Source organism: Liquorilactobacillus nagelii DSM 13675, assembly GCF_019444005.1.
Taxonomy (GTDB): Bacteria; Bacillota; Bacilli; order Lactobacillales; family Lactobacillaceae; genus Liquorilactobacillus; species Liquorilactobacillus nagelii.
The window spans coordinates 80,420-92,752 of record NZ_CP049304.1; the positions used below are offsets into that span (position 1 = coordinate 80,420).

The 12,333-nt window shown below is 35.8% G+C and carries 9 protein-coding genes; 7 read left to right on the plus strand and 2 right to left on the minus strand.

The window, feature by feature from the left end:
* The first annotated feature begins 80 nt into the window (after nt 1-80).
* Nucleotides 81-1,364 (plus strand): L-cysteine desulfidase family protein, encoded by a 1,284-nt coding sequence (locus G6O73_RS00405; RefSeq protein WP_187327491.1) that lies wholly within the window; start codon nt 81-83, stop codon nt 1,362-1,364.
* Nucleotides 1,365-1,459: 95 nt separating this feature from the next.
* The gene (locus G6O73_RS00410; RefSeq protein WP_057884719.1) at nt 1,460-1,990 is read left to right on the plus strand and encodes a VOC family protein; all 531 of its coding nucleotides are present in this window, start codon (nt 1,460-1,462) and stop codon (nt 1,988-1,990) included.
* An 85-nt stretch (nt 1,991-2,075) separates the two neighbouring features.
* Here the strand turns inward: G6O73_RS00410 and G6O73_RS00415 are convergent, their stop codons facing one another.
* Entirely contained in the window at nt 2,076-3,710 is a 1,635-nt protein-coding gene (locus tag G6O73_RS00415) for a peptide ABC transporter substrate-binding protein (protein WP_057884720.1), read from the minus strand.
* 370 nt (nt 3,711-4,080) lie between these two features.
* Here G6O73_RS00415 and G6O73_RS00420 point away from each other — a divergent pair, with 370 nt between their 5' ends.
* Nucleotides 4,081-6,126 (plus strand): methyl-accepting chemotaxis protein, encoded by a 2,046-nt coding sequence (locus G6O73_RS00420; RefSeq protein ID WP_057884721.1) that lies wholly within the window; start codon nt 4,081-4,083, stop codon nt 6,124-6,126.
* A 159-nt stretch (nt 6,127-6,285) separates the two neighbouring features.
* On the opposite strand, the gene G6O73_RS00425 is transcribed toward G6O73_RS00420, so the two are convergent.
* Nucleotides 6,286-7,260 carry an asparaginase gene (locus G6O73_RS00425; protein ID WP_057884722.1) on the minus strand — a complete coding sequence of 325 codons (975 nt, stop codon included), beginning with the start codon at nt 7,258-7,260 and terminating at the stop codon, nt 6,286-6,288.
* A 389-nt stretch (nt 7,261-7,649) separates the two neighbouring features.
* Here G6O73_RS00425 and G6O73_RS00430 point away from each other — a divergent pair, with 389 nt between their 5' ends.
* The 4 genes from G6O73_RS00430 (at nt 7,650) to G6O73_RS00445 (ending at nt 12,299) form a co-directional block, all read left to right on the plus strand.
* On the plus strand, nt 7,650-8,639 hold the full coding sequence (locus tag G6O73_RS00430; RefSeq protein WP_057884723.1) for a LacI family DNA-binding transcriptional regulator: 990 nt from the start codon (nt 7,650-7,652) through the stop codon (nt 8,637-8,639).
* A gap of 21 nt (nt 8,640-8,660) precedes the next feature.
* A complete protein-coding gene (locus G6O73_RS00435) occupies nt 8,661-9,614 on the plus strand; it encodes a dihydrodipicolinate synthase family protein (protein WP_057884724.1) in 954 nt (317 codons plus the stop codon).
* A 101-nt stretch (nt 9,615-9,715) separates the two neighbouring features.
* A complete protein-coding gene (locus G6O73_RS00440) occupies nt 9,716-11,125 on the plus strand; it encodes a sodium:solute symporter family protein (RefSeq protein ID WP_057884725.1) in 1,410 nt (469 codons plus the stop codon).
* Between the two features lie 16 nt (nt 11,126-11,141).
* Nucleotides 11,142-12,299 (plus strand): NAD(P)-dependent malic enzyme, encoded by a 1,158-nt coding sequence (locus tag G6O73_RS00445; protein ID WP_057884726.1) that lies wholly within the window; start codon nt 11,142-11,144, stop codon nt 12,297-12,299.
* Nucleotides 12,300-12,333: the final 34 nt, after the last annotated feature.

Here is a 12,333-nt window from a genome sequence, read left to right on the forward strand (position 1 = left end):
TTATTTGGGCGGAACTTTTCTAATAGTTTCGCTATAATAAAGCTAACTCTTTTATAAAAAATTGGTTAGGGAGAAATACTATGCCAGCAATAGATGAAACGAATGAAAAAATGTTTTTAAAAGCTTTAAAAAAGGGCGTTGTTCCGGCGACCGGTTGTACTGAACCAGTTGCGGTTGCCTTAGCAGCAGCCAAAGCAATGGTTTATTTAGACCATGAACCAATCAAACAGATAATGGTTAAAGTTTCTCCAAATGTAATGAAAAATGCCCTAGCAGTGATGGTACCCGGAGTGGGAGAACCAGGGTTGTTAATTGCGGCGGCAGCTGGTGCTTTGACCGGCGATTCAAGCGCTGGTTTAAGTGTAATTGCGACCATTCCCAGGCAGAAGGTTCCAGCTATTAAAGAATTAGCTCACTCAGGAAAAATACGTGCTCAAGTAGCTTCAGTAGCTGATGATTTGTATGTTGAAGTAATGGTTCAAACAAGAGTTGATAAGGTAACCGTTCGAATTGCCGGTGGACATACCAATATCTATGAAATTGAAAAAAATCAAGACTTCATTTTTAAAAAAACACGTCCGGCTACTCATCAAGTATCAGAAATCAATCATTTCTTGCAGCAGACATCTTTGGCAACAATTTGGAAATTTGCTACTACAGTTGATTTAGCAAAGATCATGTTTATGGAACAAGCTGGTAGATTAAATATGGCATTAGCACAAGCAGGCCTTCAACATGACTATGGAATTGCTGTTGGGAATCATCTGAAAACAGCGACTACTGGGGATTTAGAACAAAAAATTGTAGCTTATTCTGCAGCAGCTTCTGATGCACGAATGGGCGGAATTCAGTTGCCGGCAATGTCAAATTCTGGTTCTGGAAATCAGGGAATTACAGCAACCGTCCCGGTATGTGTGACGGCTAAAGAATTAGAAGTGGATCAGGAACATTTAGTGCGAGCATTGACTCTATCCCATTTAACGGCACTTTATATTCATTCTTTTTTGCCTGTTTTATCAGCATTTTGTGCTACTGCTTCTGCAGCAATGGGTGCAGCAGCAGGCACAGTGTATTTGCGTACTGGAAACTATCAGGCAGCTGCAGCTGCAATTAAAAATATGTGCGGGGATGTCGTCGGGATGGTTTGTGATGGGGCTGGCTGTTCTTGTGCGATGAAAGTTGCCAATTCGGCAGCAACGATGTGTCGTGCAGTTAAATTGGCTTTAGCGGGAGTTGTTATTCCGGCTACAAATGGATTAGTGGCTGAAGATGTTGATCAGACCTTACGAGGAATTGGTCAACTTGCCACGATAGGAATGAAAGAAACTGATCCAGCAATTTTAAAAGTTATGTTAAACAAATAATCAGGAGATAATTGGCTTTTCAGAAATTTGCCAACAAGCAAAATAGTTGAGAATCTCTGTATGCTTGGTAAGCTTGGACATATGGAGGTGAGAAAATGGTTAAACATTCGGAAATTCTAGGCATTAATCATTTAGGTTTAACAGTTCCAGATGTTGATCAGGCAACGCAGTTTTTGAAAGCTGCTTTTGGAGCTAAACTAGCTTACGCCTCCTTGACTCAACAAGATAGCCCTCGGCAAGGCATGGAGGTTGAGCGGCAATTGGGTTTAGCACCAGGCAGTAAAATTGTTCGGCAGCAAATGGTTGTGATTGGTAAGGGACCAAGCTTAGAACTTTTTGAAATTCAAACAGATCAGCAACAGTCACCAGCAACATTAGGTGACCAAGGTATTACCCATTTTTCAATTTTTGTTAATGATCTGAACACGGCCTTGGATAAAGCAGTTGCTGCTGGAGCAACTGCTTTATCAGAAATCCACGGGAACTCAAAGTATGAGGACACGCCAGGAAACGGCAGTGTCTATGTTAAAGCTCCTTGGGGAACTTTAATTGAATTACAAACTATCCCTAATGGTTATTACTATCCTTCAAATAGTGAAGCTAAACTTTGGTTACCAACTGACTAGGTAATATTTTATGTTAAAGAAACTACAAAAAAACGGTAACAGCTAATATCTAGTTGTTATCGTTTTTTGTGGTGTTAAACATTACTTATTTTGTAACATAAGCATCTTTGAAATTATAACTGACACCAGCTGAGTTATAAATAACGCCTTTAACTTTTGGTTTAACTAAAGTTGCTTGTGTTTGTTGGTAAAGTGGAGCAACACCTTGATCTTGCATCAAAATTTTTGCTGCATCGATCATATTTTGCCAACGTTTACTTCCATTAGTTGCATTAGTGGTTCCAGATGCATCAATCAACTTATCGTACTGGCTGTTTTTCCATTTGCCATCATTATATGAATTCCCTGAGGTGAACAATTGTAAAAAGGTAATTGGATCGCTAAAATCGGCGCCCCAACCTGATAAGACGACTTGGAAGTTTCCATTTTCCGCTCGAGTTAAACGAGTTTTGAAAGGAACATTTTCGACAGATACATTAATTCCTGGCAAGTTTTCTTCTAACTGGCTTTGGATGTACTCGGAAACATTTTTGGCACTATCGGTATCATCAGCTAGAAGCGTGAAATCAAATTTTTTGACTCCCAGTTCTTTTAATCCTTCTTGCCAGAGTTTTTGAGCTTTTTGCTTATTATAGCTGATACCAGCTGATGTTTTAGCAGCTGTTGCAAAATCTTTACCTTGATAAGAGGCTAATCCGCTAGAAACAATTCCGGGAGCAGTTGTTGAACCATCTCCTAGAACTTTTTTGACTAATTGAGTTCGGTTGATTGCTAGTGAAATAGCTTCACGAATTTTTTTATTCTGGAACTCTTTTTGTGTTTGGTTATATTCCAAGTAACTGATTCTTGACTCTTTTCGTGGTGTGAAGTCTTTTGAATTTGATAGTTGTTTTGCCTGTTCAGCTCCTAACAATGTTTCATCTAACTTGCCACTTTGATAGAGATTGTAACTGGTAGAAGTACTCTTATTAACGGCAAAGTTAATCTGACTGAGTTTAACGGCTTTCTTATCCCAATAGTCTTTGTTTTTCCGGAGACTCCAAGTTAAGTTGGAACCAGTCCATCCTTTCATAACATAGGGACCATTATAGACAGAATATTTTGAAGCAGTGCCATACTTACTGCCATACTTTTCAACGGTTGCTTTGTTTTGTGGAAAAAAGACAGGAAATCCCATTAGTAACTTGAAATAAGGAACGTGTTTTTCTAAGGTGATTACTAACTTATAGTTGCCCTCGGCTTTTATACCTAAAGTATTAGCAGACTTTTTACCAGCTACAATGGCATCAGCATTTTTGATACCATCAAACAAGTATGAATATTCTGCCCCAGTTGCTGGTTTGACTGTTCGTTGCCAGGAATAAACAAAGTCTTTAGCAGTTACTTGGTCACCATTACTCCATTTAGCATTTTTTCGAAGTGTAAAGGTATATTTCAACCCATTGTTTGAAACCTTGGTTGTTTTAGCAATTCCCGGTTCAATTTTGCTCTTTTTGCCGATGCGATACAAACCCTCACCAGTATTATTCAGCATGTCAAAACTGATTGTGTCGGTAGCCGTTGAGATATTCATAGTTGGTAGTTCAGATGGCTCATCCCAATTAATAACCTGTTTGTCAGCTAAGTTTCCGGCCGAGCTAGAGGCAGATTTTCCACAAGCTGCTAATAAAAGACAACTTGCAACAACAATCCCTAATCCAAATTTTTTCCCCAATTTCATACTTGTTCTCCCCTTGTGATTGTGAGAAAAATTTTTACTTTAAGCAAAAATTTTTCTGTTCCTTTATGTGACATTAATCATAGATTAATAAATGATTAAAATCAATTAAGGATAACTATTGCTAAGAAAGATAAGTAAAGCAGAGAATCTAATTAATAAAATAACTTTTTTGAAACTTATTCTTGCCAAAAACAGACTATTAAATTTTAATTATCAACGAGTATTTTAGTAATTACAGATAATATTTAACTGAGTATTTAATTATCTTTTTGTTTTTGGCTTAAAAAAGAATGCTAGTGTCCGATACTTATTTATTGTAACTAACTTTTTAGATTAGTTACAATAAATACAGAAAGAGAAGTTGATATTATTGGCAAAAAGAAAGAGTATTGGCAAACCTATTGCAAGTTTATTAATTTTAGTAGCAGTTATTCCCATTATTGTTATGTTGACGAGCAACTTTTTAAGCACCAAAGAAATGTTAATTGACCGCAGCAATCGTGATAAAGCAGCGGCAGTTGCTACGGTTGATCACAGCCAATTATCTTTACATAAATCTGCTGAAAAGGGTTTGACTGGAATTTTGGAACAACCAGCATTTAAAGGTGAGTTTAACTTAAAACAAATTGCAGCAGTTATTTCTGCTGCTGAGACTGAAAACGGTACTATTAAGAATGCAATTTTTGCTACATCAGATAATCAGTTTGTGGCGAATAGCAAAAAGTTACCAGCAAACTTTAAGCCAACATCACGTCCTTGGTATCAAGGAGCGGTTACCCATCAAGACGAAATTTTTTGGTCAGCTCCGTTTGTTGATGCTAACAGTGGCCAATATGTTATGAGCGTTTCTAAAGCAGTTCGTGATTCTAAAGGACATTTAGGTGTACTATCATTCAATATTTCATACAATGCAGTTCAGCAGGATTTGACTAAATTACAAATTGGTCGAACGGGGAATGCAATGCTTGTCTCGACTGATGGGGTAGTAGTTGCTTCGAAAAATAAAAAGTTAATTGGCAAGAATATTTCTAAAAGGGTTATTTTTAAGAAAGCTAAATTAGCAAATTCAATCAAAGGTAATTTTTTGCCAAAACATGATACGGCGATTCAACGAGTTTATTATCGAAAAAACCTTAATAGCTCAACGATTGGATTAGCCCAAACTCAAAAAGATGAAATTAAACCGGAGTTATCAGCGATTGTAAAAATATCAATTGTAGTAGCAATTGTTATGGTGATTTTGATTATCTTAATGGCAAGTTCAATCACCATGTTGGTCAAACGAATAATTAATGTTTTTGTATCATCGCTTGAAAAAGTAGGTTTAGGTAAATTTCAAAAAATATCGACGAAATCAATTAAAAATGAAACTGCAGTTGATAAATTTGTTATAAGAGCGGTTATTGCTGATCGGAATGGAAGTGAGATTCAACGATTAACAGCCCATTATAATGAAATGATTAATTCAATCAGCGAATTAGTTAATGGTATTCAGCAAGAAGGTAATAAGGTATCCGAAATGTCGGTTTCTTTACTGGGGTTGTCCAAACAAACAAGTAAGGCCACTGATGAAGTAGCCCAGACTATCACTGGAATAGCTAATGTGACAAGCAGTCAAGCTGAAGAAACCCAAAAAAGTGTTGCACAGCTACAAAGCTTATCAGTAATAGTAAAAGATATGCGGGATAATGTCGTCAGCATCAATGAAAAATCAGAGGAATCTTCGAAGTTCAATCAAAGCAATATTTTAGTTGCTAACGAAGTGAAAGATAATTGGCACCATGAATTGAGTAAAATGCAGCAGTTGACTCAGAATATGAGTGCAACTAATGCTAATATTCAAAATATTGGAAAAATTGTTAATGTTATTAATGGGATTTCTCATCAAACCAATTTGTTGGCATTGAATGCTTCAATTGAGGCTGCTAGTGCCGGAGAAGCGGGAAAAGGTTTTGCAGTGGTTGCTGCTGAAATTCGCAAATTATCGGAACAAAGTAAAAGTTCAACAAAAGAAATTGAAGAATTGATCGATAAGATTCGCACTCAGTCACAACAAATGGTTAAACAAACGACAGATTCGTTAGCAGGAGGTCAGAAGCAAACAGATTTAATTGTAAAATCAATTGAATCTTCTCAAGAAGTTTCCAAACGCAGTGAGTTAATGATTACAGAAATTCGTAAATTGACCAAATCAAGTCAGAAAATAGTTATGATTCAAAATAAGGTTTTGGAAAATTTGGAGAATATTTCAGCGTCAACCGAAGAAAACTCTGCGGGAACCGAAGAAGTTTCAGCTAATTCCGAGGAAGTTTTAGCAACCATGGAAGAATTCACCGGACATATTGCTGATTTAAATAAAATAGCTGATCAATTGCAAAAAAAATTAGCTAAGCAATTCCAAATAATATCGGATTAAGAAAAGTTTAATAGCAAATGAAGCTTTAATTTCATTAGAAGTTTTCTGAATGATAAAAACCGCATTCCACTATTGAGGAATACGGTTTTTTTAAACTGAAAAATTATAAAATATTTAGTTGGTGTTGTTTTATTAGATAGTCTAGTAGGCCAAACGACTTTAAGATACAGCGTCACTGACAAAATCAGTTAACGATTTGCCTTTAAGACCATAACTCAGACCAACTAATAACTTTATCCGTGCTTTTTGCCCATTTAGTCCATGACAAAAAGTAACACCTAAATTATTTAGCTGGATTCCACCACCATCGTAACCATAAACATCTTGGGCAATTCCGTTAAAACAGCGAGAAACTAGGACAACAGGAATTTTTCGGTCTAAGATTTTTTTTAACTCCGGCAAAACAGTAGGTGGTAAATTTCCGGCTCCTAATGCTTCAATTACAACGCCATTGGTTGCTGAATTAGCTAACATTCCCAGAAGTTCTGGATCCATTCCAGCATATGCTTTAATTAAGTAAACATGTTTAATTACATGATCAATCGGATGACAGCTTTGTAATAGTAATTTTTCAAAAAAATGAGCTCCGTTTTTAGTAACTAAGCCAATTGGACCAAAAGTGGGGGTTCGAAAAGTCGCTACATTCGTTGTATGCGTTTTTGTTACATAACGTGCAGTATGAATTTCATCATTCATGACAACTAAGACACCTTTTCCCTTGGCTTGATCACTAGCAGCAGTTTGAATAGCAGTTTGAAAATTATGCAGACCATCTGAACCGATTTCATTAGCCGAGCGCATAGCACCAGTAATTACAACTGGTAAATCATTTGGAACAGTTAAGTCTAGAAAATAAGCTGTTTCTTCTAAAGTATCTGTCCCATGAGTTACAACAATACCGTCAATACCATCTGCCACAGCTTGCATAATTCGTTGTTGAATTAACAGCATTTCTTTTGGCCCAATGTGCGGTGAAGGTAGGTTAAAGAGATCTTCTGTTATTAAGTCTAGTTTTCCGTGAAAAGGATTTTGAAATGCATCAAGTGGGTTATTTGAATTTGGAACAACTGCGCCATCATTATTTTGTGACATAGCAATTGTGCCACCTGTATGCAAAATTAAGATTTTCTTCATTTGATTTGTCCTCCAAAATGAGATGATTATCTCATTATAATCATTGAGAGTGCTTGCTGAAAAGAAAAATTTTTAAAAAAACAAATTAGAAGTTAATTTTTAATTTTTACAAATTAACAAAATCACAAGCAAAAAATGCTTAACAGTTTTTTTGAAACTTGTTTCATAACAAAACGGCTTTTAAATGCTGATACAATGGTCTTTTAAGAAAACTGAGGTAATGTAAACTTAACGTTTTTAAATACTTTTTTCTGCAACAATTTGCAGAAAGCGCTTACTCTATTTAAAAAGATTGTGATAAGTAATACAATACAAAGTGTAAAAACAAATGAGTTCTTAAAGTAATTTTGTTTCTACACATGGTGTTTTTTACATGAGGAGGCCTTCTCTTGATTACACTTAAAGATGTTGCCAAATTGGCTAATGTGGATGTCAGTACTGTATCGCGAGCTATTAACAATACTTCGTATGTACATCCGGATACTAAGTTAAGAATTCTCGAAGCTGTTTCGCAATTAAGTTATCATCCAAATTTAATTGAAAAAGGTTTGCGAAAGGGTAAACGAAAAACGATTGGGTTAGTAGTTCCGGATATGCAGTTAACAATTTACAATGATCTTGCTTGTATCATTGAAAAAAATGCTGTTAAGAATGGATATCAAGTTATCTTATGCATCACTAATAATGATATTTCAAATGAAAAAGCTGGACTACAGCGATTACGAGATAGTTTTGTCGATGGAATAATTATTGTTGGCACAGGGGCTAACAATCGATTGTTGAGAGATATTGCAGTTGGTGGTTTACCAATAATTCAATTGATGCGAGCACAAGATAAAACTCTTAGTAGCGTTGGAGCGGATTATAAGCAGGCTGCAACAGTCGCAACTAGTTGTTTAATTAAACAAGGATGTAAAAAAATTGGTCTGTTGAATGGTCCCAAGAATCTTTTCCCTTATGAAAGACGTTTGGTGGGATATCAAGAACAAATTAGGCAAGCAGGATTGCAAGAATATATTTGTAATTTACCTACATTGAAATCTCAATATTATCAATTTGGTTATGAATCAACGCTAAGTTTAATTCAGCAAGCCAAAAAACTTGATGGGTTATTGGTCGCTACCGATACGATGGGAATGGGAGCAATTCGACAACTAAAAAAGCAGCATTATCAAATACCTGAAGAAATTAAAATTATCAGTTTAACGGGATATTCAATTGGTAGGTATTTAGAGACAACACTTAGTTCGATTGAATTGCCCTTAAAACAAATTGGTATTAGTGCTTTAAATTTGCTATTTAAGAATATCGCCGAGAAACAAATAGAAACAGAACATAAAATTTATTCTGTAAAATTGATTTTGAGAGAAACTTGTTAAATTTAAGGAGAGTGAATAATTATGTCAAAAAATAAAACATTCAAGACAATTTTTCCTGCTATAGCTGTACCTTTTAATGAAGATTATACAATTAATGAGCCCGAGTTCAGAAAGTACATCAATTGGATTGCTTCAATTGATGGAATTGATGGAGTTGTCTGCAACGGACATACCGGTGAAATCACCGCTTTAAGTCGAGAAGAAAGAAAAAGAGTTGTTGAAATAGTTAATGAAGAAGCTGGTGACAAATTAACAATTGTTTCTGGAGTTAACAGTGAGAGCACAGAAGGTGCTATTGAAATGGCACGTGACGCTAAAGAAGCTGGTGCAGATGGAATCTTATTGATGCCACCACATATGTGGTTAAGATTTGGAATGAATCCGCGAGCACCGTTTGAATATATTAAGGATGTTGCTGATGGTGCTGACATTGATATTATTATTCATCTTTATCCAGCGACAACTAAAGCCTTTTATCCAATTGATACCTTACTAAAAATGTGCACAGAAATCCCACATGTTAAAGGAGTCAAAATGGGGACACGAGTTGAACCAATCTATGAACATGATATTCGGGTATTACGTGACAAATCCCCAGAAACAGTTTTATTGACTTGCCATGATGAGACATTGTTAAGCTCAATGTTTCCAGGAATGGATGGAGCTATTATTGGATTTGCCGGTTGTATTCCAGAACTGATTACAGCTGCTTGGAAGGCATATGATCATGGAAATATGGAAGATATTCATCATTATGATGATTTAATCTACCCAATGGCACAAGCAATTTACGGTGGCGGTCAGCCTTCAGGAGAAGCGCATGCTCGTTTGAAAGAAGCTTTAGTACAACGCGGAATCTTCTCAAATGCCTTGATGCGTAAGCCAGTCTTACCTTTGAGCCAAGAAGAAAAAGACTGGGTAGCTAAAGGTATTCGTGATAGTCAAGTAGGAAAAGTCGATCTATTGGTAAAATAGTAATTTAATAAGTTGATATTTGAAATGGATAGCATAAAACTAATTTGATTTTGATTACTTTTATGCTGTCTTTTTTTTAGGGAAAAAGGAGGCAGTCAATTATGTCACTTTTAAGTTCTCAAGCAGTTTTAATAATTATAGGTGTCGCAATAGTCTATATCATTTTTACAGGTTATTTGAGTTTAAGATGGAGTGGTCATTCTAACAATGAATTTATGACGGGAAATAAAAATTTGCCGACTTTTGTTGTAGCAGTGCTCCTAATGTCAGAGTTTATTGGGGCAATGTCAACTATTGGTGCCGCGCAAACAGCATTTACATCAGGATTTGCTGCCGCTTGGTCGATTTTAGCTGCAGTAGTTGGTTTCATTTTGTACGGTCTTTTATTTGCGGACAAACTTTACAAAACAGGTGGTTTTACAATTTCACATGCAATTGAGCAAAAGTATGGTAAATCAACTAAAATAATTGTTTCGATTATTATGATTTATGCTCTGCTGTTGGTAAATGTTAATAATTATATCAGTGGAGCAAGTATTTTGTCAGAAATTTTACAGTTGAAATTGCCGTTGGCGATGATTATTATTGGGGTTATCAGTACATTTTACTTTTGCATAGGTGGGATGAAAAGTGTAGCCTATGTCACAGTTATTCATACTTTTTTAAAATATGTTGGGATCATAGTTGTTTTCATTGCTGCTTTGATGATGACCAAGGGAATTGCTCCAATTAAAGCGGCTTTGCCAGCGTATTATTTCTCAGCAACAGGGCATGTAGGATTAGCTACAATTATTGGCTGGATAATAACAATTACAGGGGCAATATTTTCAACACAGTTTATTGTCCAGGCAATTTCATCTTCTCGAAATAGTCATGAGGCACGAAAAGCTTCTTTTATTGCCGCCTTGTTAGCATTTCCACTTGGACTGATGGTAGCTGTAATTGGAATATGCGCGCGATATCTTTTTCCTAAAATCAATAATTTGTATGCGCTTACAATATTTTTGCGTCACATTAATGTTTGGTTATCTGCTTTGGTAGCAACAGGACTACTAGCATCAGTCTTTATCGGGGTTAGCGCGGTTGCGTTAGGGATTGTTTCTTTAATTGTAGATGATTTTTATGTACCACATTGGAAGCCAACACCAGAAAAACAACTAAAAGTTACGCGAATTATTTCTTTGGTTGTTGGTTTTACACCATTAGTTTTTGCATTTGCTACACCGCAAATTCTTGCATTATCATTTTTCACAAAGGCGTTACGAGTGTCAATCACGATTGTAGCAGTTGTGGCTTTTTACCTGCCAGCTTTCAGTGATACTAAAGGAGCAAATATTGCATTAGTTGGGACAACATTTATTTCCACAGCTTGGTTTTTATTAGGAGATCCATTCGGAATCAGTGATATTTATGTAGCATTATTATCGCCATTGATTTTGATGCTCCTTTGGAGAATGTTTGAAATTTTTACCAAAAATACAGGTAATAAAGCGTTACACCAAGAAAAATAATTAAGAGGGAATTTTGATGAAGCAGTTAAATAATGAGCAATTAAAAGTTTTAAAATCTCATCAACAAAATATTGGTGTTCTAGAAATTAAAGCGGATTTGAAAATTGAAAATCGAAAAGATTTAAGCTTGGCATATACACCTGGAGTAGCAATCTTAGCAGAAATAATTAAAGAATTTCCTGAAACCAAGAATAACTATACGATGAGTGGAAAATTAGTTGCAGTAATTACAGATGGAACGGCGGTTTTAGGTTTAGGAAATATCGGCCCAATTTCTGGGTTGCCAGTTGTTGAAGCAAAGGCGCTAATTTATAAAGATTTAGCGGGGATTAATGCTTTACCATTGGGAATTAAGCAAACTAACGTCTTAGAAACCGTTGCAACAATTAAGAATATTAGTGATAGTTTTGCTGGAATTCATTTGGAGGACATAGCAGCTCCTCGCTGTTTTGAAATTGAAGAAAGGCTGCAGCGTGAGTTAGATATACCGGTTTATCATGATGACCAAGAGGGAACAGCAATTGTGGTGTTAGCAGGCTTAATTAATGCTGCTAAGGTTTGTGGTAAAGAGTTGAAGAAGATGTATATTTTAATTAATGGAGTAGGGGCTGCTGGAGTAGCAATTGCCAAATTATTGCATGCGGTAGGATTTGAAAACCTAACGCTACTTGATCAACAAGGGGTGATTACTTCACAAACAATTACTGCAAACAAATGGCAACTTGAGGCAGCGAGCGGAACAAAAAGAGCTGTATCCGGTGAATCATTAATAGATGCAATAAAAGGCCAAGATGTATTTATTGGCGTTTCGGTTGGAGAAATATTGAATTCAGAAATGATAAAAATGATGAACTCTAGGCCAATTATTTTTGCGCTAGCCAACCCAATTCCAGAAATTATGCCTAAAACTGCAGTTGAGGCGGGAGCGGCTATTATCGCAACTGGGTCTAGTGAATATCCTAATCAAATTAATAATATTTTGGTTTTTCCAGGAATGTTTAAAGGATTACTTGAACAAGGAATTAAAAAAATAACTTTCGAACTTGAAGAAAAAATTGCTCAAGCGATTGCTGGACTAGTAAAGGATCCTTCTAAAAATAAAATAGTTCCCAATGTACTTGATCCAAAAGTAGTTAAAACTGTTTCGGAAGTTTTTAAAAAAATTTATAACTAATCATTAAAAAACTGATCCTAAAAGCAAACGTAAT

What these genes read in the sequence shown, in the direction of transcription:
- G6O73_RS00405 (WP_187327491.1), top strand. Translation starts at nt 81, where the DNA reads ATGCCAGCAATAGATGAAACGAATGAAAAAATGTTTTTAAAAGCTTTA.
- G6O73_RS00410 (WP_057884719.1), top strand. Translation starts at nt 1,460, where the DNA reads ATGGTTAAACATTCGGAAATTCTAGGCATTAATCATTTAGGTTTAACA.
- G6O73_RS00415 (WP_057884720.1), bottom strand. Translation starts at nt 3,710, where the DNA reads ATGAAATTGGGGAAAAAATTTGGATTAGGGATTGTTGTTGCAAGTTGT.
- G6O73_RS00425 (WP_057884722.1), bottom strand. Translation starts at nt 7,260, where the DNA reads ATGAAGAAAATCTTAATTTTGCATACAGGTGGCACAATTGCTATGTCA.
- G6O73_RS00435 (WP_057884724.1), top strand. Translation starts at nt 8,661, where the DNA reads ATGTCAAAAAATAAAACATTCAAGACAATTTTTCCTGCTATAGCTGTA.
- G6O73_RS00440 (WP_057884725.1), top strand. Translation starts at nt 9,716, where the DNA reads ATGTCACTTTTAAGTTCTCAAGCAGTTTTAATAATTATAGGTGTCGCA.
- G6O73_RS00445 (WP_057884726.1), top strand. Translation starts at nt 11,142, where the DNA reads ATGAAGCAGTTAAATAATGAGCAATTAAAAGTTTTAAAATCTCATCAA.